A 22,330-nucleotide genomic window follows, 5' to 3' on the forward strand; every position below is an offset into this window, starting at 1 on the left:
GGCGGGCTTTTTTGTACCGTTAATGCCAGCCAGCTATCATCTCTTACCGTAATAATCATTTCCTCAGATGCGCGCAAGGAATCCCCTAATATGAACAAATGATTGTTTCGGCACTTCTGCGGCGGGTGCTAGATTGGAAGCGTACCAACCAAACCATAACGATAATTGGAGGTCAAAGAAGGATGAACAAAAAATCGTATTCGATTCTGTTAAGCGTCGTGCTCGTATTCACCATGCTGCTCGCGGCTTGCTCGGGCAACAACAATAAAGGCGCGAACGAGGAACAGCCGGACCCTACCGCAGACAGCGGCGGAACGAAGGTAGAAGAGACCGCGAAGCCGGAAGAGCCGGAGGCGCCGACAGAGATTACGATCATGCTTCCTCTTAACACCGCAGAGACTCCGCCCGACACCATTAAGAATGAGATCGAGAAGCTGACGAACACGAAGCTGACTTATCAATTTTTCCCGGCAGATACGTACGAGGAGAAGCTGAACACTTCCTTCGCTACAGGTTCGCTGCCGCAGGTTACGTACCTGAAGAACCAAGCTACATTTATTCAAATGAAAGGTGCAATCCGCGACGGTCAGTTCTGGGAAATCGGACCTTACTTAAGCGAGTTCCCGAATCTAAGCAAGCTGAAGGAAGAGATTCTGAACAATACGAAGGTGGACGGCAAGCTGTACTCGCTTTACATCGGCCGCCCGCTGGCACGACAAGGATTGATCTACCGCAAGGACTGGGCAGATAAGCTCGGAATCGCCCCGCCGGCTAACACGGAAGAGCTGTTCGCGATGTTGGAAAAATTCACGACGGGCGATCCGGACGGCAACAACCAGCAGGACACGATTGGTCTCGCGGACCGTAATGATCTCGTTTACGGCGCATTCAAGACGGTCGCTTCCTGGTTCGGCACGCCGAACAACTGGGCAGACGTTGACGGCAAGCTGCAGCCGGAGTTCATGTCGCCGAAGTACGTAGAGACGATGGACTTCATCAAACGGGTTCGCGATGCGAAAGCGATGAACGTCGACTTCGCGGCGACGAGCAAGACCGATCAGGTCAACCTGTTCACGAGCGGCAAGGCCGGCGCATACATCGGTGCGATGAGCGACGTTAATACGCTCGTGAAGGATTTGGTCAAGAACGTGCCGACGGCTGTTGTCGATACGCACAGCATGGTTGCCGCTCCTGACGGAACGCTTGCGAGCTGGTCGATTCCCGGCTACAACAACGTCGTGCTGTTCCCGAAATCGGCGATCAAGGATGAGGCCGAGCTTAAGAAAATACTCGCTTTCTTCGACAAAATGCTGACGCCGGAAGTATCTAATATGATGTTCTGGGGCAAGGAAGGCGTGCATTACACCGTCGTTGAAGGCAAAGCCAAGGCTAGCGACGATCAAGAGCTGACGGAGCGCGAAGTGAAAGGGTTCAAAGACAGCCTGATCGGCGAGCCGGAGACGAACGGCAGTTACGAGGGCTTCCATGATCTAGAGGCGCGTATCAAAGCCGAGCAGTTGACGATCGAGAACGAGAAGATCGCGATCAAGGATCCAGCCGCAGCGCTTGACTCCGCAACGTATACGGAGAAGGGCACAGAACTGCAAGAGCTGATTAAGGACGCAACGTACAAATACATCTACGGCTCGATCGACAAAGCGGGCTTCGACAAAGCGGTCGAGGACTGGAAGAAACGCGGCGGCGATCAAATTATCGAGGAGTTTAACGCAGCCTATCAGAAATAACGGTTGCTTCGCAACTGTTCAAGCAGGGAGAGGCTGCCTTCGCAGGAGGCGGCCTCTCACTCCCCGTGGAAAGGAAGGAATGGCATGCAGGAAACGGTTGTCCAGGCGGTTAAGCCGAGCAGAATACCGCAGAAGAGCAGCAGCGAATTGAAGAAGCGTCTATGGAAAAACAAATGGCTCTACGTGATGCTATTGCCTGGCGTGTTTTACTTTATTATTTTCAAATACATTCCGATGTTCGGAATTGCAATTGCCTTTCAGGACTACAAGCCGTTCAAGGGTGTCGGAGGCAGCGATTGGGTGGGGCTGAAGCACTTCGAGCGGCTGTTCACCGAGCCGGATTTCCTTAATATTTTGACCAATACGCTGTTATTGTTCGGCATGAATCTATTGTTCTTCTTCCCGATTCCGATTGTGCTCGCCTTGATGTTGAATGAGGTGAGGATATCCTTCTTCAAAAAAACGTTCCAAACGCTTGTTTATTTGCCGCATTTCATGTCATGGGTCATCATCGTCTCGATCAGCTTTGTCATGCTCACGTCGGACGGCGGCATCGTGAATGAATTGCTAGCTTTCTTCGGCTTCGAAAAAATCGATTTCCTGCTCAGCCCCGAATGGTTCCGGCCGACCTATATCATTCAGGTCATCTGGCGCGAGGCGGGCTGGGGAACGATCATATATTTGGCGGCGATCGCCTCGGTTGATCCGCAGCTCTACGAAGCTGCGAGAATGGATGGCGCAGGGCGCCTGAGACAGGTGTGGCATATTACGCTGCCGGCGATCCGCAGCGTCATCGTCATCCTGCTCATTCTGAAGATTGGCGACGTGTTGGAGCTTGGCTTCGAGCATGTGTACCTGCTGCTCAACTCGATGAACCGCGAGGTCGCGGAAATTATCGATACCTACGTATATACGGCCGCGCTGAAACAGGGCAAGTTCAGCTATGCCACGGCAATCGGCTTCTTCAAATCGTTCATCGGGCTTGTCCTGGTCATGCTTGCCAACAAGCTGTCCAAGAAGATGGGCGAAGAGGGCGTTTACTAATGGAAGGGGGCAATCTCAAGTGGTAGAAGACAAAACGTTAAGCGGACGCCTCTTCCAGGCGGTCAACTTCACGCTGCTGGCTATCATCGCGCTAGTTACCGTGCTGCCGTTCCTCCATGTGGTGGCGGGCTCCTTCACGACGAGCGCGGAGATGGCGATGAAGAAGTTTATCCTCATCCCGACGATATGGAGCTGGGACGCATATAAGTTTATATTTTCGACCGATACGATCTTCCGAGCGATGGGCGTCTCGATAGGGGTGACGGCAGTCGGAACGGTATTCAGCATGCTTACGACTGCGTTAATGGCTTACGGACTGTCGCGCCGTGATCTGGACGGCCGCCGTGCCGTCATGTTCCTCGTCGTCTTCACGATGCTGTTCAGCGGCGGCTTGATTCCGACGTTTCTCGTTGTGAAGGAGCTTGGCATGATCGACAGCTACTTAGCCTTGATTATTCCATCGGCGATCAGCGCATTCAACCTCATTATTCTGAAAAATTTCTTTCAGAACATTCCCGAAGGGCTTGAGGAATCGGCGAAAATAGACGGCTGCAACGACTTCGGGATCCTGTTCCGTATTGTGCTGCCATTGTCGATGCCGGCCATCGCGACGATCTCTCTGTTCTATGCCGTTACCTATTGGAATACGTACTTGAGCGCCATCCTCTATCTCGATGACAGTGCCAAATGGCCGATTCAAGTGCTGCTGCGGCAGATCGTTGTATTGGCGAGCGGTCTTGACTATAGCTCGGAGCTAGACTCCTCGGTGCCGCCGCCGGACCAAGCGGTGAAGATGGCTGTTATCGTCGTGGCTACGCTGCCGATTCTGGCCGTGTATCCGTTCCTGCAGAAGCATTTTGCCAAGGGCGCATTGATCGGTTCGATCAAAGGATAGAGAGGAGAGCTTATTCATGTTACACCAGACGACAGCAACGCCAATTGAATGGGCAAGAGCGGCCTGCGATTCGTTAATGAGCGCGTACTTGCCGGAAGAGCTTCCTCCGGCAGGCCGCTGGCATTATCACCAGGGCGTATTCCTATGCGGCATGGAAATGCTGTGGGAGGCGGATCGCGATGAACGATACGACGCGTATATCAAGCGTTACGTCGATCAATTGGTCGACGATCATGGCAGCTTCTACTTTGCGCGCGATGAGCTGGATGCGATTCAAGCAGGTTTACTGCTGTTCCGCCTTGATGAGCGGAACGGCGGGAGCAAGTATCGTGCCGCGGCCGACAAGCTGCGCTCGTTATTCCATACGCTTAACCGCACCTCGGAGGGCGGCTTCTGGCATAAGGATAAGTACCCGTATAATATGTGGTTGGACGGTCTCTACATGGGCGGCGTCTTCGCTTTGAAATACGCACGGGCATACGGGGATAATGGATTGCGCGACATGGCGCTGCATCAAGAACGGCTCATGCACCGGCATATGTATGATGAGCGGATGGGCTTGTTGTACCATGCGTGGGACGAGAGCCGTCGGATGCCGTGGGCGGACAAGGAGACGGGTTGTTCGCCCGAGTTCTGGGGCCGTTCGCTTGGCTGGTACGGACTTGCGATCGCGCAGTTTATGGATGAATTGCCCGATGAGCACGCAAGTCGCGGGCTGATTGCCGCCACGCTATCCGACTTCGCCAAGGCGCTGATGCGATATCAGGACCCGGAAAGCGGGCTTTGGTATCAGGTCGTTGATAAGGGACATTTGGCCGACAATTGGCTGGAGACGTCCTGCACTTGCTTGTTCGTCTACACGCTGGCTAAAGCATACAAGCTCGGGCTTATAGGCGAAGATGGCTTGCATGCGGCGAAGCGGGGCTTTGAGGGGCTGGCGAGAGTATGCCGTGTTGACGAGCGGGGGCGATTTATTTTGCCGGACATCTGCATTGGAACGTCGGCTGGCGATTACGAGAATTACGTCACTCGTCCGACGAGCGAGAATGATCTGCATGGCGTTGGCGCTTTCGTCATGGCGTGCGTCGAGATGCAGGAGCTCTTAGGCGAATAGAATGGAATAGACAAAGAGCTGTCCAAGAGAGCTAGCTATTGGCTCTTCAAGGACAGCTCTTTTCTATTTAGAGTACCTGCTCTAGAAACTTTATCGCTCGTTCGCTTTGCGGCTTGTCGAAGAAACTTGCGGGTTCGGAGCGTTCAACTAATCGGCCGCCGTCAAGGAAGTAGACGGTGCTTGCCGCATCGCGCGCGAACCGCATCTCATGCGTCACGATGAGCATGGTCATGCCGCTGTCGGCTAAGCCGCGAATGACAGTCAGCACTTCCTTCACCATCTCGGGATCGAGAGCCGACGTTGGCTCGTCGAACAGCATAATATCGGGTTCCATCGCGAGGCTGCGGGCGATCGCGACGCGCTGCTTCTGACCGCCGGATAGTTTAGACGGGTAGCTGTCCGCTTTGTCGGCCAGTCCGACTCGCCTCAGCAGCTCCTTCGCTTTGAAGCGAGCCTCTTCGATCGGCATGTTCTTCACCTTGCAAGGCGCAAACGTAATGTTGTCGATGACGGTCATATGCGGGAACAGATGGAAATGCTGAAATACCATGCCGATGTGCTGTCTTGCCTTCGTTATATCCGTTCCTTTGTCGGTGATGACCGTGCCGTCAATGACGATGCTGCCCGAGGTCGGCGTCTCGAGCATGTTCAGGCAGCGGAGAAACGTCGATTTGCCTGAGCCGGAAGGTCCGATCAGCGCAACGACCTCGCCTCGTTCGACGGTAGTTGTGATGCCCTTTAGCACTTGGTTTTTGCCGAAGGTTTTGGTTAGATCCGTTACATTAATCACTGCGGCGAAGCCTCCTTTCAAGCAGATGGGCGAGTGATGTTAGAATGAGCACGAGTACGTAGTAGATCACGCCTACGAACAACAGCGCCTCCAGCGCCCGGAATTCAATCGATTGGACGACATTAGCCCGTCGCATTAAGTCTTGCACGCCGATTACGGATACGAGCGACGACTCCTTCAACAAGGCGACGCATTCGTTGACGAGTGCTGGCAATATGGAGCGCAGCGCCTGCGGCAAAATAATGCTGATCATCATCGTCCGGTATGGGATGCCAAGCGCCATGGCAGCTTCTCGCTGGCCGCGATCGACGGACATAATGCCGCCGCGGATCGTCTCCGACAAGTAAGCGGCGGAGTTGAGCCCGAATGCGAGACCTGCGGCAAGCAGCGGCGAAATATCGTAGTGGAACAACTGCGGCGTCGCATAATAGATCAGGAACAGCTGCAGCAGCAACGGCGTACCGCGGAACACCGACGTGTAGACGGTCGCGAACCATTGGAGCGGCTTAACGCCGGATATTTTGAACAGCGACAATATCGTACCCCAGACGAAACCGAACAGGGCTGAGACGAGTGTGAACAACAGCGTCACGTAGATGCCGCGAAGCACGTATGGGGCGTATGGAGCGAGCATGCCGAAATCCAAGTTCAGCTTCTTCAGGACACCGGATTCCTCATCCTCGTCCTCTGCCGCGAACCATTGCTTTATCATTTCGTCGAGCTTACCGTTCTGGCTTATTTCAGCGAGTACGCGATTGAATTCGCCGACGAGCGGCGATTGCTTCGGAAATGCTACGGCATATCCATCCTCCGTCTCGGTTGCCGGAACGAAGTGCTGGACAAGATCGGGATTGGCGCTCGTATATTCAACCGCTACGGCGTCTTCTACGATAAGAGCATCGACGCGTCCCGTCTTCAACTCCTGAACGAGATCGGGAATGCGGTTCAGCTTCTTGAGCTCTACATCCTGAAGGGATTCAGCGTATGTATCCTGCGTCGATCCGAGCTGAACGCCGACTCGCTTGCCCTTTAAGGCTTCAGGGGATGCGTAAGGCAAGTCGGACTTGGAGACGATGGTATTGCGCGCTATGTAGTACGTGTTGGAGAAATCTACGTTTTGCTTCCGTTCCTCCGTCACGGACATGCCGGACATGACGAAGTCAACGCGGCCCGTCTGCAAAGCGGCGATAAGCCCATTGAAATCCATGCTCGCGATTTCCAGTTCATATCCTAGGCGGCTGGTGATATACTTGGCTATATCGATATCAAGTCCGACGATTTCTCCGCCATGAAGAGCATCTACGCTCTCGTAAGGCGGGTAATCGGGCGATGTGCCCATAATAAGCTTAGGCTTGCTTTCGGACGGCACCGCGTAGGCGATGTCCCCATTCAGTCCGGGTAAGTTTTGCTGCCGAGGAATTGACTGTTGGATGAAACTTACGGTGAGTATTAAAATTGCGACGGCGGATAGCGCCGTATAGATGCGTTTAAGCTTATGTCTGGTCATGGCTGCCTCTCTCAGATGGATTATGAATTTATAACTATGTTACTATAGCTTATCGTTACTATTTCCATCAACCCAAATTACTATTTGGCAGGGTGTTATTTATTTGCAGGGAACGGCCGCGCATTTAAGCCGTATAACAACGAAACGGAAACGGAAGGGAGGTGAATCCATTGTTAGAACTGGAATGGCATGATATATTTCCGTACTTATTATCGATTAGTTTACTGTGCTCGTTCGCTTATGCGTATGCATCTCATGTGAACACGAACGCTTATGCGTTCACGGAGGGAAGCATAGTGGTCAGCTTGCTGCTGCCGCTATATCCGGAAGCGTTATGGCGGACTATTCCCATTCGCCACTGGCTTGTTAGGAGAGAGAAGCGGAAGGAATCGCCGGATGACGACATAACCGACTGTAATGCCTCGTTTGTACACGCTAGTTCAAACAAACGAGGAGGATTTACATGCAAACAAACAATAACAATGGATTCACTTCTTTTCTAAGGAACAATCGTTTCATCATGATCGGACTTATGCTGGCTGTGCTGCTGCTCGTTAGCGGCTGCAGTACGGCTAGCGGTACAATCGACGGCGACACGCCTGGTTTCTTCAACCATTATGTGATTTATCCGCTGTCGGCTTCGATCCAGTATATGGCTAAGCTGTTCGACGGCAATTACGGTATCGCGGTAATGGCGATTACGATTATTATCCGCTTGGTGCTATTGCCTCTTATGATGAGACAATACCGCTCGCAAGCGACAATGAAAGAGAAGATGGCTGCGCTCCAGCCGGAGATGAAGCAGCTGCAAGATAAGTACAAAGGCAAAAATGATGCCGAGTCGAAGCAGAAGATGCAGCAGGAGACGATGCAGCTGTATCAGAAGCATCAGGTGAACCCGCTTGCGATCGGCTGTCTGCCGATGCTGATTCAACTGCCGATTCTGACCGGATTGTATTCGGCTATTAAGCTGACCCCGGAGCTAGCGGAGCATTCCTTCTTATGGTTCCAACTGGGGTCGCCGGATTATATTCTTCCGATCCTTGCCGGACTCGTTTATTTGGTCCAGTTCAAGGTGTCGCAGATCGGCGTGGACATGACGGGCCAACAGAAGCAGATGCAATTCATCGGTTACCTGTCTCCGGTTATGATGACGGTATTCGCCTTTACCGCTCCTGCTGCTATCTCGCTCTACTGGGTAACCGGCGGTTTGTTCATGATCGCGCAATCGTATTTGGCCAAAAAAATATACGCGCCTAAACCTGGGGCCGAAGCCGAGAATGCGAAGGCGGCGGGACAGAAGGCGTAAATTCAAGGGAGTTGCAACGAATGTCCGTTGGTGTATTAGCCCATCTGTTCGGCAGTCTGCCGTATAAAGAGCTTGCCCCTAAAGTAGCAGAGAAGGGATTTACGCATGTTCAGCTGGCGTTATGGAAGGCGATCAGCGATATCGACTTCAGCAAGCCGGGCAACCTGAGTCCGGGCCTTGCGAGCGCGATTGGCGAGCAGTTCGATCGGAACGGCATTTCGATCTCCGTGTTAGGCTGCTATGTGCATTTGTTCGACCGCAACGAGGAAGTTCGCCGCGCCAACGTGAATCGGTTCAAGGAGCTGCTTCGTTATGCGAAGCAGTTCGGCGCGCCGATGGTTGCGGCCGAGACGGGCCGTAATGAGGGCGGTGACTATACGGATCGGGATTGGGCCGTTATTAAGTCGACGCTTGAGGAGCTAACGGAGGAAGCGGAGCGATGGGGCGTATACGTCGGGCTGGAAGCAGCGGGCGGACACTTGATCGGTACTGCGCCGGAGCTGGCGCGTATGCTGGAGGAAGTGCCGTCGTCCATGGTTGGCGTCGTGATCGATCCCGGAAATCTGCTGAACGAGTCCAACTTCGCGCGTCAGAACGAGGTGATCGAGGAGGCGTTCGAGCTGCTCGGCGATCGGATTATTGCCGCGCATGCGAAGGACCGTATTCTTCTGCCTGACGGCAGCCTGGGTACAACGCCTGCTGGCTTCGGCGAAATGAACTACGAGCTGTACATGAAGCTGTTGAACCGTTGCAAGCCGCACGTCCATATTGTTATGGAAGAGGCTAAGGAGCAACAAATGGCGCATTCCAAGTCGTACATTGAAGGCATCCGGGGGCGTGTGTAAGACTGGTAGGGTGCAGTTTGGACCCTCGCAGCATCGATCGTGTTGAGCTATATTGGATTTTAGCAGCAACTTTAGGCTAGTTTTGTTGGTTTGGAGTGCTATGTTGGTTTTTTGCAGTAACTTCGAAGTTTAGCCTACTTTTGCGAACAAAACAAGGGGCTATGTTGCGAATATCCAACATAGCCCTCAAGAAAACGCCAAACCACCTAAAGTTACTGCAATTATCCATCATAGCTATTTCATATGTGCCCCGGACGTTCCGGACATCCGACAAACTAGCCAATCTCTTATATTTACTCTATTAACCGGCCATGCCGCGAGGCGAGGGGATGTCCCTCTGAGCAGACTAAACGTCTGCTCGGGGAGACATCCCCTTCTTCGTATTGCTTAAAGCACGTTTAAGTGCGGGATAACCAATCCCCCGTAGACGAAGGCGGCCACAATGACGAAGGCTGGATGGATCTTGCGGAATTGCATCGCCCAGAAGGCGACCGCCGCGATAATCAGCGATTGAATGAGGCCGATCGATTCGACGGAGCTCTCGGCCATCTGCCAAGTGAGCAGCAGCATCATGATCGCGATGACGGGCTGAACGAGCAACGTCATCCCTTTCACGACAGGCGATTGGCGATGCTTCTGCAGCACTTTCAGCAGCAGAATGAGCGCAACTGCCGACGGAACGATGGTAGCCGCGAGGGCGAGCAACGAGCCGCCAAAGCCTGCGACGTCATAGCCCACGAAAGCGGCGATCTTCGTCGCGATGGGGCCGGGAAGCGCGTTGCCGAGGGCTAGAATGTTGGAAAATTCCGTTGGCGTCGTCCATTCATGGTTCGTAACGATTTCCCTATACATAAGCGGTATGGAGGCAGGTCCTCCTCCGTAGCCAAGCACGTTGGCGATAAAAAAGCCGATAATCAAATTAATCCAATCCACGCGTTACGCCCTCCTTCTGCTGCGGCTTATGCTGATCCAACTTGCGTTCTTTTCTCCGCTTAATAGCAGCAACCGTCTTCAGGTGAAACGCGCCGTAGCCTAGGAATAATACAATGACGATAGCAGGATGCAGGTGAATGCCCTGAAGCAGGCCGAACGAGAGGGCGAAGAAGCCGATGCCAACGTAAATGCCGAGACCCTTCACGGCACGCTCGCCGAATTCGTACGCCATCATGCCAAGCATGACCGCAATAACCGGCGTCACCGCGCCGATCATGCCTTGCACGAACGCTGCGCTGCTTAAGTATTGCACGAAGGAGAGCAAAGCGATCATCGCGATGCCGGAAGGCACGATATGAGCCAGCACCGCGACAATGGCGCCAAGCACGCCCTTCTGCCGATAGCMGAGATAAGCGGCTATCTTGGTCGCGATCGGACCGGGCAGCGCATTGGCAATCGCGAGAATTTCTCCGAACTCCTCGTCCTCCAGCCACTTATAGTGGTTCACGGCTTCGTACCGAATGAGCGGAATCACCGATGGGCCGCCGCCGTAGCCGATAATGCCTGTCTTCATAAGCGCCCAAGTCAATTGCGTATACATGTTATCACGGAATGCACTCGCCATCGTCTAAAGCCTCATTCCCATCCGGCTTTTATACCGATTAATAAGCACTTGGCAGTCTACGCCCATAATGCCGGGGAGCGTATACAGCTTTTCCTTCAGGAACTGCTCCATCTCCTGGTTGTTGCGGAACAAGCCGTGCATATGCAGTTTGCTAGGTCCGGTCATATGATAAAGACTCGTGACGAAAGGCTCCATGGCAAGCACATCGGCTGCGGCATGCAGATGCTTCGGCTCGACCTCCACATTAAAGAATGCCGACACATGAATGCCGATTTTCTCCGGATTAATGACCGCAGTGAAACGCTCGATCACGCCTGCATCCATCAGCGCATTAATTCTCGCTTGGACAGCTACGCGCGAAAGTCCGATTTCTTTTGCGAGGTCAGTGTAAGATATTCTACCATTCGTATTGAGAGCTGATATAATCTTACGGTCAATCTCGTCGATTTCGACGGAGGTATGCTCCTCGGATGGTTTGGATTGCATGTCACCAACTCCCCTTTCCTTATGAAATTTGATTTCAAGGTGTCGTGTAATATCTATTTATAATTACCATATGTATAAATATAAACAGGAATTCATTCGTTTTCAATACAATATTGCAAAAACGATTACATTTTAGTTGCCTATCAATGATAGGCGTGGTATTTTTTAATCATAGATTTGAGTTAGGTTATCTAACATATAGGAGTGATCGCGATGAAACAATCTGCAACCGGTACGAAGGCTATGGTTGTCAGTCCTCATTATTTGGCGACCGCCGCCGGCATTCGCATGTTGGAGCAAGGAGGCAATGCCTACGATGCCGCCGTTGCCGTCAGCGCTTGCCTCGCTGTTGTGTACCCGCATATGACGAGCCTTGGAGGGGATTCCTTTTGGCTGATGCACCATCATGAAGAGGAAGTCGTTCGGGGATATAACGCCAGCGGAAGGTCGGGGCGCCTGGCAACAAGAGCCGCCTACGAAGGCGAACAGTCGATTCCGACTCGCGGCATGAGGAGCATTGTTACCGTACCGGGGATGGTGGACGGCTGGTTCGCGGTGCATGAGAGGTATGGCGCGCTTGAATGGGCGCAGGTGCTTGCTCCGGCGATTGAATATGCGCAGAACGGGTTTCCGATGTCTAATGATCAATATGAAAATACTTTGAAATGCGAAGCCATCCTCGCGCAGACGCTGGAGACGGCGGATATTTATTTGCCTGATGGCTGCGCAGTGCAGCCGGGTGAGACGTTCAAGCAGACGAATATGGCCAAGACGCTTCAGCGACTTGCCAAGTTCGGGCGCGATGAGTTCTATAAAGGCGAGACGGCAATGGAAATTGCCGACTATATGCAGCGGAATGGCGGATTGCTGACGCGTGAGGATTTTGAAGGGCATCAGGGTGATTGGGTTGAGCCTGTGAAGGGTTCTTATAGAGGGTATGACCTCTATCAGATGCCTCCGAATTCACAAGGCATCACGGGAATTATGGCCCTTCATATTCTAGAGCAATTCGATCTGCAAGCGATCGAGCACGGCTCGCATGAGTACTATCAGCTTTGTATAGAAGCGCTCAAGCTAAGCTTCCAGGATCGCAATGCGTATTTGTCCGATCCAGCCTTCACGGAAGTGCCGCTGGATAGGCTGCTTAGCAAGGAGTACGCCGCGCAGCTGGCCGCATCTATCGACATGGAGCAAGCGTCCGGGTTGCAGACGAAGTCGATTGGCAGCGATACGGCATATGCCGCGGTCGTTGATGGAGACGGAAATGCCGTATCGTTCATTCAGAGTCTGTATTTCGAATTCGGATCGGCTGTCGTTGCGGGCGAAACAGGTGTGCTGCTCCAAAATCGCGGCTCGTTCTTCTCGCTCGACGCCAGTCATGTGAACCGGCTTGAGCCGGGCAAAAGAACTTTCCATACGCTTATGCCGGCTATGGCTTGCAAGGACGGAAAGCCCTCTATCCTGTACGGGACGCAAGGCGGAGAGGGGCAACCGCAGACGCAGACGGCGATTTTCACGCGAATGGTCGATTACGGGATGGATCCGCAGCAGGCGATTAACGAGCCGCGCTGGGTATGGGGACGGACTTGGGGTGAGCCGACGCAGGAGCTGAAGATGGAGGGCCGAGTAGCCGAAGCGGTGCTCTCTTCCTTATCCCAAGCAGGCCATATCGTGCGCAAAATGAAAGATTTCGACGGCATCATGGGTCATGCCCATGCGATTAAGCGCGATGAGAGCGGTATTCTGCAAGGCGGCACGGATCCGCGCTGCGATGGCGCTGCAATGGGCTTGGATCACTAGAAGACGAGAGGGAGGATACAGACAATGAGCCAGAACCAGCACGAACAGGAGGGTGAGCGTCTGCATTTCATAGAGCGCTGGAACGCCTATGCGAACGCGTCTATCGACGTCCCTCCTTCCGGGAGCGGCGTATTGATCGGGAAGACGTTCGCGGTTAAGGATGTTTTCGATATTAAGGGACATACGTCTGGCGCGGGCAATCCTGATTGGCTGCGGACGCATATGCCTGCAACGGGATACGCGTCGGCCGTAAGCAAGCTTCTTGCCGCAGGGGCACATTTGCAGGGGACAACGATAACGGATGAGCTGATGTACAGCATTAATGGTGAGAACTATCACTATGGCACGCCGATGAATCCAAAGGCGAAGGGACGTATTCCCGGCGGCTCATCAAGCGGTTCGGCCGTTGCGGTGTCGGCTGGGCTTGCCGACTTCGCGATCGGTACGGATACGGGCGGTTCGATTCGCGTTCCTTCCGCGTATTGCGGTATATATGGCATACGCCCTACACACGACGCAGTCGATGTGGCAGGGCTTATTCCGCTTGCGCCGAGCTTCGACACGATCGGCTGGATGACGCGCGATGCTCAGACGCTGCTGGATGTCGGGCGGGTGCTGCTTGATCGAAGGAGCGACAGCGGGAATGGAGAGGAAGTGCAGCATCACGCACCTTTCAAGCGGCTGCTAGTCGCAACCGATCTATGGGATATTCCTGAGCCCTCGCTGCAGGAAACGCTTCGGGCTTACATTAAAGGCTTGGCCGTAATAATGGGAAGCGAACATCAACTGATTGTTGCGGCCCCCGAGGGAATCGGGGAATGGACGAGTGCCTTCCGGACGCTGCAAGGCATGGAAATATGGCAGTCGCATCGCGAATGGATAACGAGCGAGAAGCCAACTTTCGGTCCGGGCATAGCCGAACGGTTCGCGTGGGCAAGCTCGCTCCGAGAGGAGCATGCGATTAAGGCGTCGCTCATTCAGCAGCGCGCGAGAGCGCGCATGGAGTCACTGCTTGGGGAGGACGGTATACTCGTCATGCCGACTGTTCCTGCAGCGGCTCCGCTGCTCGGCCAGTCCGGCGAAGAGGTCGAGCGGGTCCGCATGCGGACATTCGAGTTGTGCTGCGTTGCGGGCCTTAGCGGCCTTCCTCAAGTGACGATACCGATTGCCGGCAAGGACGGCTTGCCGATTGGACTGTCGTTCATGGCGGGGAGAAATCAGGATATCCGCTTGCTGGAATGGCTTGCGAATGCTGCTGACGACAGTATTCAATCACAAGAAGAGAGTGGGAGAACACGATGAGAATAACTACGTTGAAGCTTGGTGAAAAAGAGGTCGCGGCGCTGAATAGCGATGCGGGACTTGTTCTGATCGATACGATTAATAAAGCTGTAGGACGTTCCTGGCATACGGAGTTGTTCGATATTATTTCGTGCGGCGAGCTTGATGCGATAACGCAATGGTATGAAGCCGGCGGCAAGGAGAAGTTGGCAGGCTTGCCTGCGCTTCCTTATACCGAAGCGGAATACGCCCCACTCTACCGCAATCCTCGCAAAATATGGGGAATCGGCATGAACTATGTGAAGAATGAAGAGGAGCTTGCGGCTGCCGACCCTAATGATGAGCCGGTTAGCTTCATGAAGCCGGATACGACACTGATTGGTCCCTTTGACGCCATTCGCATCCCGCAGGGAGCAGGTGCGATTACCGCAGAAGCTGAGCTTGCCGTCGTGATCGGCAAAGCTTGCAAAAACATAACCGAGGAGGACTGCGACGACGTCATCGCGGGCTATGTTGCAACAATTGATGTGACGGCAGCCGATATTCATGCGCGTAACCAGCGTTTTCTCACCCGGGCAAAAAGCTTCGATACGTTCTTTGGTCTCGGCTCGACGCTCGTAACGAAGGAAGAGCTGCCCGAGCTGCTGCAAGTTCATGTCGAAACGGCTCTGAACGGCGAGGTTGTCCATCGCAACAAGCTGTTCCATATGAAATTCCGTCCAAACTTTGCCGTAGCCTTTCACTCGAAGGTCATGACATTGCTTCCGGGCGATATTATCATGACCGGGACGCCTGGCGCGGTCGTTATTCGTGACGGCGATATTGTTGAATGCCGCATAGACGGCTTTGAACCGCTGTGTAACTCAGTCCGCGAGTAAGACTGCTGCGGCTTGGCTTCCTTTTTTTCGCTTGATCGAGATCGCAAAACCTGCTATAAATAAGTAAGTTAATAAATTCAGTTTGGAGGAGAAACGATGATAAACCTATTTCCTGCATCTGAACGGCATATTGCGGATCTCGGCTGGCTGCGAAGCTATCCAGCTTATTCATTCGGAGGTTATCAAGACAAGAGTCGAGCAGGCTTTAGCGTAATGCGCGTATGCAACGACGATTATATAGCTCCAGGACGAGGCTTCGGCGCGCATCCCCACAGCGATATGGAGATTGTATCGATCGTACTGAACGGTCGTATCCGCCACGAGGACAACTTGGGCAATCGCGTCGTAAGCTCGTTCGGCGAAGTACAGCGCATGTCGGCCGGCAGCGGCGTTATTCATACCGAATTCAACGATAGCCCGGATGAGGAGCTCAGGTTGCTCCAGCTGTGGTTCATGCCGCAGAAACGCGGGGCAGCTCCGTCCTATGAGGCGAAGAGCTTCGACACGGCCAAGCTGCATAATGCGTTGCTGCCCGTTGTTTCGGATGAGCTGCCTGGGCAAGCGGCATTGATTGCACAACGCATGACGATCTACCTGAGCAAGCTGGATCGCAATCAATCGATTCATTATGAGGCTGGCGAAGGACGCAACCTGTTTATATATGTCATAGAGGGCAAGCTGGCCGCGCTAGGTCAATCTATGACGGCAATGGATACGGCGGAGATCGAGCGCGAGAGCGAACTGACGCTTACGGCTGAGGAAGATGTTTTCTTCATGCTGATCGATCTTCCATAACGTCCCCGAAGGGAGAGGAAATAGGTGAGACAAACGCTGCTAGTAAAGCATGCGGTTAGCGGTCGGATGCTTATCGATTCGGGCAAGCAGGATGTAGGCTTCTCGCTGAACCAAGATGGAGACGGATGGCAGATCGATATAGAGGTGTCTTGGAGCGAGACGATCGAAGAGATTTTGAAGCTTAAAGAAGAGCTTAACGTGTTTATTTTCTACGAGTATGACGACAAGCCGACATTGAAGACTTGGTATTACGTCGGCAGTGCACCAGTTGAATATGGCATTGAGCAAGGGCTGCTGACCATTAAGGCTCAATCCCGCATTGAGTATTATCCGCACGAATATTCCGTTTAACCGTGTTGAAAGCGAAAGAAGCCCGGACATGCGCAATGCATATCCGGGCTTTCATTTTTATATGCCGAGCTTATAATCGTTGTACCCACCATGTAATGATGGTGGATTACGTATCGGTTTTAATTTCGTCCCATGGCTGGTCCTTGTATCGAATGAGCCAATTCAGCGCGTAATGCCTCTCATACACGACGCCGTTATCCAAATCCCCGGGCGTTTGGCTATCGTTAATCCTGCTGTCCACGCACACCCAGTTATAACGGTAAATGAGGTCCGCTGCGTCCAATATTTCATTCACGCTTCGCAACCGGGCACTCGATTTGAATGCTTCAAAGCTGTCATATCGCTTCAAAATAGAAACGGCTGCTCCAACGTCGCATACGCCGGTCGGCTCGTCCAGCTTCTGGACAAAGCCTAGCGCCCATAGCATCACAAGATAGCCCTCGTAACGCCATGAGAAAGGAGCGGCTTCGTCTATCTTAGGGCTGCGGTTACGAATAAAAGCTTTTTCAAGGGGCGAGAAAAAATCAGATGCGCCATACAGAGCCGTAACCCGATCGACAACCTCGTCTGTATCCTCCTCGCTCTCGCCGCTGCCGACACACTCGCCCTTCAACGCCACGATGCACAAGGCAACGGCGCGTTTTGTAATATCATCTACGCTCTGAATACAGGCGCCTTCGTCCGGCAGCGCCGCAGGCAAGTTCTTGTTGAACGGAATGCCGCGTTCCGTCAAGATCCTCTCTGACCGCTTTTTGCGACTAAGCGCCGTTTCCGTCTCTTTCAGATCGCCGTGCAACAGACTGGTATGGGCTGTAACTTTGAAATCATTCACCTCCGAGTTGCCGTCCAGATCCATCAGAAGCTTTCCGTCCCAATGAAGCAGCTGTCGGCTTCCCCAAAATACGGGGCCGTCCAACCGCTCCGCAATCGAGAGCAATTCTTTATAGAACGCGTCGGAAATTTCCTCCTCCGTCTCGATGCCGATGACCATGTTGAGTGTCGATATTTTGATCAGCAGCTTTTCGTGGACGAGGCTGTTTTTAGCCTGCAGCTGCGCGAAGAAATTTCCCATTCCGTTAATCATTTTTGCAAACTCGTCAGGCTGGGTATGACTGGTCATGATCGTAAAGCGGTTAACGGTTTTAGCGAACCATTTTTTGCGGGTCACTTGAATGTTTGTGCCGTCTTCGGTCACTTGGATACTGTCTTTCGGATATAGCGCTTTGATAAGGTCCAAGACCTGATTAAGGTCGAAATTAGAGCTGTAGATTGCACAGTTTTTCATTGAACTCTCCACTCTTTTTCAAGTTAAAATAATAGGCATTCGTTAGTTGTTCGGATTTAGTCCGGACGGTAGTTCGTTCCCATCGAGAGGGAACCATCGCAGTACGCTTCTAGGCGGATTGCCCAGTCCTTCCTCGAGCGAAAAGGCTTGCCAGTCAATGCTGCCGGGACCGTTGATCGTATCGCCGTCTTGGATGACGGGACCGTTCTTGTACACGTAATCGGACACGTTCCGCAGAAAGTTGGCGACCTCGTTCGGATCATGGGAGCGGCGGTCAAACACCGCTTCGTGATCGTCCGCGTCCAGTTGGAGCATGCCTACCGTATCCATCAACAGCCAATTTTCTTCCTGCGGCAGGTTGAAGAGGCGAACGTTAGACCATAACTCAAGCGGAGGAAGTTGAGACTGCTCAAAGCGCTCGAATAGCTCTTGTATCCGTGCGCCGGAAGCGAGGCATTCTCCGTTCGGGTTGAAATAGCAGAGCGCTTCAGGCAAGCGAAGCAAAGCTTGCGCAATGGCGGTTACCTCCATTAGCTCCGCAAAAGCGTCGTAATCGGCGGGCAAGACAGGGGTTTCGTCGTTTGCTGCCCCATAGGTATAGGTGGATCGAATGCGTATAAATGCGGTATGTTCTTCGACGGCTTGTCTCCCTTCGGGGTAACCCCATGCTTGCTGAGCGGAACGCTCTAAATTTCCTGGATAGGTATAAGGGCCGAAGAAGCCCATCGTCCAAGCGCCGAACAATGTCGCATCTACTGCAGGGTCTCCCATATCATCGGGCCAACGGCGATCGACAATATCGACTGTAATGACGCCGTCTACTTCGGGACGATGCCGAATAAGCAGGCTTGGTCCGCTGAAGACCCATTGCTCGGCATTTTCTTTTATATGATCGGTACTAAATCTTTCATTCAGTGCAGCTTCAATGCTACGGATGGATACGGAGCGTGAAAGTAGGATAGCTACTCCCTGTGTGAAAAAACCTTTTGGCATAACTCTACCTCCTCATCGAATGGTTGAATGTTTACCTTCCATATATCGACAAAACATTTTATAGTTTGGAGAGGCCTAAAGTTTTGAACGTCGGATTATCGATGCACAAACAATTTACGTTGAAGTGAAAGGAGTGAGGGGATGAAGGAAAGATTCGCAACATGGGCGGAGCAGTGGGTAAATCTGCTGGAGAGGTTGGGGCGGAGAGGAGCCCGCGTCCGGCCGCTTGCCATCAAGCCTCCTGCCGAAGAAGAGGAGTTGTTGGAAGCGGAGCGACGAATCGGAATAGCGTTGCCGCAAGCGGTGCGCGAAATATTGCGGGAGGGTTCCCGCGAAGTAAACGTGACGTGGTGGCTGCCGGATTGGACGATTGTGCGGTTCTCGTCTTCGGGCGATTTCGGGTGGAGCTTAGATGATATGGAATGGCCGGATTTCGGCGGCGATTTGGATGTGGCTGGAGGTCGGTATTTGGCTTTCTATTGCGCGCACAACGGGGATTACGTGCTATTCGACAGGGAAAAGGATCCGGAAGATCCTGCCGTTGTAGGCTGGAATCATGAGACGGACGAATTTGTTTTGCTGGCGCCTTCTTTTCAGGAATACATCGAGCGTGTAACCGCACTCAGCTGTATAGGGGCGGAGTGCTGTGAATACGAGTCTTACTGCGACAGTCAGGGACTTGATCTGCATGGAGAGGCGGCACTCGGATGGACAGAGTGGATCGAGCAATATCTGTCGACGACACTGGCGGATGCTGCATCGAATTTAGAAAAGCTTGTTTTATATGCTTCCATGCATGGTCTTGAAGATGAGCGGGTTAAGGAAGCATTCGACACATATGACTCGGCTATCGTGCTTCGTGAATGGCAGCAAAGGTTGGAAAGTGAGTCCGAATCGCACCGCAAAAAAGAGTGGTGCGTGCTGCTTGCCGGTACGGTAGGTCCGGTTGCGACCGATTGGGTGCGGTCTTTATGGCGTGATGCCTCGCATTCGTATTCATTGGTTGGAGAGCCGCTCCACTACTTGACCGCCGCATGTTTGCCGTTTGCTGAGGGGCTGCATTTGGTATGCGGCGAGCTGGAACGTACGGATGAAGGTCGTAAAATAAGCGGCTTTACGGCAAACGGAGCGTTGAGGTTTTTTCGCAATCGCGCCGCTCTTACCTGGATGGAGAAGCATGTTTCATTCCCGATCGATGGCTGGGACAGCTTGTTCGCGGTATCTGAGCCCGAATGGAGCGATGTCAGGCAATGGCTTGCAGGGAACGATGTGCAGCGACATACGGCTGTTTCCGGATTAGGGCTAATGATCAGGGGAAAAGCTTCTCCGAGCGGAGAGCCTGATGCTGCATTACTGATAAATTTATTGGAAGTGGTTAAACGACAATCGGTGCTTCGAAAGGAAAAAGAGCGGGTCGATCTGGTTCTCTCGCATTTTGCGGCTGAATGGCGATAAGCTGGCATGAAAAAAGAAGCCGGAACGTAGAAACGTCCCGGCTAGTTATTTGCTGAAGTTATTTATTCGTGCTGTGCTGCTTGTTGCCAAGATTGTTGGCTGGCGAGCCTTGGCCGTTGCGACGCTTATTTCGTTCAGCCTTGCGCTGTGTATCATGCACCTTATCTACAAACTCCTTTGTGCTTTCCATCCTTGTCACCTCCTCGTCTTTACCTCTTACAGGTATCTTGCACAATCCGCATGCTTATCTTATCCAAAAAATAATTATAATTGCGCGAGATGTGAACTCTCCCTTATTATTATTTTGTGCCGTAAGAACTACATCATATTAGTCCATCAGGCTCATTAATAAACTCTTCGATAGGGGTGTTAGTATGGATGTGTATGTTGTAGTGCTGTTCATTCACATTATTGGGGCAGTGATGGGGCTTGGAGCGGCTTTTTCGTTCCCGATCATCGCCAAATCCGCCAAGACGGTGACGCAGGCGAAGTATACGCTGCAACTGCTGAAGAAGCTCGAGATTATGCCGAAGGTCGGCAGTATAACGCTTTTGATTACCGGGCTTGTGATGGGAATTTTAGAAACGGCATTATTCAGTCAGTTTTGGTTCATTGCCTCAATAGTCGTATATCTGGGTACGCAAATCGTCGTCATCGGATTTTTACCGAAAACGATGAAAGCGCAAATCGATTTGCTGGAGCAAACCTCTGGAGAGGATTTACCTTCGGAATATGCGGTTATCGGCAGAAAATCGTCGCGTTTGGAAGGGATTGCTCATGCCAGCGCCTTCGTGCTCATACTTTTAATGGTATTCCAGCCGACATTTTAGGTTTATAATAGCGGTGCATAGTCGAACCTGCCCGAGGGCAGGTTTTTTGGCATAAATAGATGGAAATAGGCGGAAGGGGCTTGGGCAGACGATGTATAGAGTAATCGCGAGGGCGCAATTGAAGCGAGATGCAATCATAGAAGAAACCTGTGGCGAGACGATGCTGCAGCTCGTTCGCAGCGGTCAGCTTATGACGGGTGCGGCATTCAGATGGGGAAATCATTTGTTCGTTTACGCGGAATGTATGAATGAGCCTCTAGAGGCGGATGTTCTTATGCCGGAGGCAATGGATTTGCTGGAGGATTGGCCGGGTCAAACGATCAAGCGAAAGTGGATTCCGATGATTGATGTGTTTCACTTTAACGCGCCGGCAAGCCGGGAACACTGGCTGCGCAAGGAAGCGGTTGAACGCCGCGTGGGGCGCGTCGCGCACTTGAAGCCGGAGATGGCTGCCAGCTATATTTATTACCACTACCAGCTGCAAGAGGAACAAGCTTTCCATGGACCGAAATATGAAATAATCGCTATGCACGAGAACCTATTGTTCGGTTATCAGGAATTTCCCGCGGTAGTGGAGCAGCCTGAGCTGCCGGGCAAGCTCGGTACGACAGGTACGCCAAGCAATTGGGGCGATTCGCGAATGGACTTGCATTTTCAGCCGTGGGAGGATGGACATCTGTATTTTAAACCGATCGAGACTCTGTTTGCATATTATGGAAGCGAATAATATGAGCTGAAGAGCTGGTAATCATTTGCCTTTGCTTGGTCAATATGGTACGATATGATTAGTCGTCAGACATGAAACCCAATTACAAATACTACAGATGTACATAAACGATAACTGCCCCTAAGCGTGCGCGATAGAGGCAGTTTTTCCTTTTTTGTGCGGAGGAGGCTGACTATGTATAATCGTAAAAAACCGGCCGAAGAAGTGCCGGAGGAAAACACGAAGGTTTGGACTTGCGAGACGGAGGGCTGCAACAGTTGGATGCGGGATAACTTTGCGTTTGACCACGTTCCAAATTGCACATTCTGCCACGCACCGATGGTAAGCGGCATGAAGATGCTGCCTACGCTAGTCAACACGAATGCCGACATGAAATCGTTGAAAAAAGGAACGGCAATTACGTAGTGTTTAGCGGTTGTCGTGATTAAATTAAAGGCTGGAGATCGAGCAGCGGGCATCAGCGCCGTCTGCTTCGATCTCCTTTTTTATTTTGTACGTCTATTGGTTACGGACCATATAGTCGCTAAAAGCGCAAGTAGAGCTAATTGATGAGAATAGCGGACTGCAGCGGCTCTAAATGCTACAAGTTCATGCGAATTAGTTGGATAATGGTGCGATTAAAGCCATTAAGGTCTCTATGGT

At 52.4% G+C, this 22,330-nt stretch carries 23 protein-coding genes; 15 read left to right on the forward strand and 8 right to left on the reverse strand.

Annotated features, from left to right (window positions below; translation table 11 throughout):
- The first annotated feature begins 182 nt into the window (after positions 1–182).
- The 4 genes from AC1DF0_RS05635 to AC1DF0_RS05650 all read left to right on the forward strand — a co-directional run bounded on the left by AC1DF0_RS05635 (position 183) and on the right by AC1DF0_RS05650 (position 4,798).
- The gene (locus AC1DF0_RS05635; protein ID WP_477573326.1) at positions 183–1,745 is read left to right on the forward strand and encodes an extracellular solute-binding protein; all 1,563 of its coding nucleotides are present in this window, start codon (positions 183–185) and stop codon (positions 1,743–1,745) included.
- Positions 1,746–1,829: 84 nt separating this feature from the next.
- Positions 1,830–2,789 carry an ABC transporter permease gene (locus AC1DF0_RS05640; RefSeq protein ID WP_442049399.1) on the forward strand — a complete coding sequence of 320 codons (960 nt, stop codon included), beginning with the start codon at positions 1,830–1,832 and terminating at the stop codon, positions 2,787–2,789.
- A gap of 19 nt (positions 2,790–2,808) precedes the next feature.
- A complete protein-coding gene (locus tag AC1DF0_RS05645) occupies positions 2,809–3,684 on the forward strand; it encodes a carbohydrate ABC transporter permease (protein ID WP_442049400.1) in 876 nt (291 codons plus the stop codon).
- 16 nt (positions 3,685–3,700) lie between these two features.
- Positions 3,701–4,798: a glycoside hydrolase family 88/105 protein gene (locus AC1DF0_RS05650; RefSeq protein WP_477573327.1), complete on the forward strand. Its 1,098-nt coding sequence runs from the start codon at positions 3,701–3,703 to the stop codon at positions 4,796–4,798.
- Between the two features lie 67 nt (positions 4,799–4,865).
- Here the strand turns inward: AC1DF0_RS05650 and AC1DF0_RS05655 are convergent, their stop codons facing one another.
- The gene (locus AC1DF0_RS05655; protein ID WP_442049402.1) at positions 4,866–5,588 is read right to left on the reverse strand and encodes an amino acid ABC transporter ATP-binding protein; all 723 of its coding nucleotides are present in this window, start codon (positions 5,586–5,588) and stop codon (positions 4,866–4,868) included.
- Positions 5,581–7,095: an ABC transporter substrate-binding protein/permease gene (locus AC1DF0_RS05660; protein ID WP_477573328.1), complete on the reverse strand. Its 1,515-nt coding sequence runs from the start codon at positions 7,093–7,095 to the stop codon at positions 5,581–5,583. Before AC1DF0_RS05660 ends, AC1DF0_RS05655 begins: the two co-directional genes overlap by 8 nt.
- Positions 7,096–7,558: 463 nt before the next feature.
- Here AC1DF0_RS05660 and yidC point away from each other — a divergent pair, with 463 nt between their 5' ends.
- The gene (yidC, locus tag AC1DF0_RS05665) at positions 7,559–8,404 is read left to right on the forward strand and encodes a membrane protein insertase YidC (protein ID WP_477573329.1); all 846 of its coding nucleotides are present in this window, start codon (positions 7,559–7,561) and stop codon (positions 8,402–8,404) included.
- Between the two features lie 20 nt (positions 8,405–8,424).
- Positions 8,425–9,249 carry a sugar phosphate isomerase/epimerase family protein gene (locus AC1DF0_RS05670; protein WP_477573330.1) on the forward strand — a complete coding sequence of 275 codons (825 nt, stop codon included), beginning with the start codon at positions 8,425–8,427 and terminating at the stop codon, positions 9,247–9,249.
- 387 nt (positions 9,250–9,636) lie between these two features.
- On the opposite strand, the gene AC1DF0_RS05675 is transcribed toward AC1DF0_RS05670, so the two are convergent.
- The 3 genes from AC1DF0_RS05675 to AC1DF0_RS05685 are packed head-to-tail and all read right to left on the reverse strand — an operon-like array spanning position 9,637 to position 11,293.
- Positions 9,637–10,182 (reverse strand): chromate transporter, encoded by a 546-nt coding sequence (locus AC1DF0_RS05675; RefSeq protein WP_442049406.1) that lies wholly within the window; start codon positions 10,180–10,182, stop codon positions 9,637–9,639.
- A complete protein-coding gene (locus AC1DF0_RS05680) occupies positions 10,169–10,807 on the reverse strand; it encodes a chromate transporter (protein ID WP_477573331.1) in 639 nt (212 codons plus the stop codon). The genes AC1DF0_RS05675 and AC1DF0_RS05680 overlap by 14 nt, the downstream gene beginning before the upstream one ends.
- Before the next feature lie 3 nt (positions 10,808–10,810).
- Complete coding sequence (locus AC1DF0_RS05685) at positions 10,811–11,293, reverse strand: Lrp/AsnC family transcriptional regulator (RefSeq protein ID WP_337100807.1); 483 nt, start codon at positions 11,291–11,293, stop codon at positions 10,811–10,813.
- Positions 11,294–11,506: 213 nt separating this feature from the next.
- On the opposite strand from AC1DF0_RS05685, the gene ggt reads away from it, so the two are divergent.
- The 5 genes from ggt (at position 11,507) to AC1DF0_RS05710 (ending at position 16,398) form a co-directional block, all read left to right on the forward strand.
- Entirely contained in the window at positions 11,507–13,093 is a 1,587-nt protein-coding gene (gene ggt, locus AC1DF0_RS05690; RefSeq protein ID WP_477573332.1) for a gamma-glutamyltransferase, read from the forward strand.
- A 24-nt stretch (positions 13,094–13,117) separates the two neighbouring features.
- Positions 13,118–14,395, forward strand: coding sequence for an amidase (locus AC1DF0_RS05695; protein ID WP_477573333.1), 1,278 nt, complete (start codon positions 13,118–13,120; stop codon positions 14,393–14,395).
- A complete protein-coding gene (locus AC1DF0_RS05700; protein ID WP_477573334.1) occupies positions 14,392–15,252 on the forward strand; it encodes a fumarylacetoacetate hydrolase family protein in 861 nt (286 codons plus the stop codon). Before AC1DF0_RS05695 ends, AC1DF0_RS05700 begins: the two co-directional genes overlap by 4 nt.
- A gap of 96 nt (positions 15,253–15,348) precedes the next feature.
- Positions 15,349–16,047 (forward strand): pirin family protein, encoded by a 699-nt coding sequence (locus AC1DF0_RS05705; RefSeq protein WP_477573335.1) that lies wholly within the window; start codon positions 15,349–15,351, stop codon positions 16,045–16,047.
- A 24-nt stretch (positions 16,048–16,071) separates the two neighbouring features.
- Positions 16,072–16,398, forward strand: a complete 327-nt coding sequence (locus AC1DF0_RS05710; RefSeq protein WP_477573336.1) for a hypothetical protein — start codon at positions 16,072–16,074, stop codon at positions 16,396–16,398.
- Positions 16,399–16,504: 106 nt separating this feature from the next.
- On the opposite strand, the gene AC1DF0_RS05715 is transcribed toward AC1DF0_RS05710, so the two are convergent.
- A complete protein-coding gene (locus AC1DF0_RS05715) occupies positions 16,505–17,683 on the reverse strand; it encodes a DUF4272 domain-containing protein (protein ID WP_442049412.1) in 1,179 nt (392 codons plus the stop codon).
- A 42-nt stretch (positions 17,684–17,725) separates the two neighbouring features.
- Positions 17,726–18,676: a DUF4261 domain-containing protein gene (locus AC1DF0_RS05720; protein ID WP_477573337.1), complete on the reverse strand. Its 951-nt coding sequence runs from the start codon at positions 18,674–18,676 to the stop codon at positions 17,726–17,728.
- Between the two features lie 141 nt (positions 18,677–18,817).
- On the opposite strand from AC1DF0_RS05720, the gene AC1DF0_RS05725 reads away from it, so the two are divergent.
- Positions 18,818–20,131, forward strand: coding sequence for an SMI1/KNR4 family protein (locus AC1DF0_RS05725; RefSeq protein ID WP_442049414.1), 1,314 nt, complete (start codon positions 18,818–18,820; stop codon positions 20,129–20,131).
- Positions 20,132–20,189: 58 nt separating this feature from the next.
- On the opposite strand, the gene AC1DF0_RS05730 is transcribed toward AC1DF0_RS05725, so the two are convergent.
- A complete protein-coding gene (locus AC1DF0_RS05730; RefSeq protein ID WP_337100816.1) occupies positions 20,190–20,321 on the reverse strand; it encodes a DUF4023 family protein in 132 nt (43 codons plus the stop codon).
- 184 nt (positions 20,322–20,505) lie between these two features.
- Between AC1DF0_RS05730 and AC1DF0_RS05735 the strand changes: the two genes are divergently transcribed.
- The 3 genes from AC1DF0_RS05735 to AC1DF0_RS05745 all read left to right on the forward strand — a co-directional run bounded on the left by AC1DF0_RS05735 (position 20,506) and on the right by AC1DF0_RS05745 (position 22,093).
- The gene (locus tag AC1DF0_RS05735; protein ID WP_442049415.1) at positions 20,506–20,961 is read left to right on the forward strand and encodes a DUF2269 family protein; all 456 of its coding nucleotides are present in this window, start codon (positions 20,506–20,508) and stop codon (positions 20,959–20,961) included.
- Between the two features lie 91 nt (positions 20,962–21,052).
- A complete protein-coding gene (locus AC1DF0_RS05740; RefSeq protein ID WP_442049416.1) occupies positions 21,053–21,688 on the forward strand; it encodes a hypothetical protein in 636 nt (211 codons plus the stop codon).
- 174 nt (positions 21,689–21,862) lie between these two features.
- Positions 21,863–22,093, forward strand: a complete 231-nt coding sequence (locus AC1DF0_RS05745; protein WP_337100818.1) for a cold-shock protein — start codon at positions 21,863–21,865, stop codon at positions 22,091–22,093.
- The last annotated feature ends 237 nt before the right edge of the window (positions 22,094–22,330 follow it).

The sequence above is a fragment of the Paenibacillus sp. 05T425 genome, from assembly GCF_056396205.1.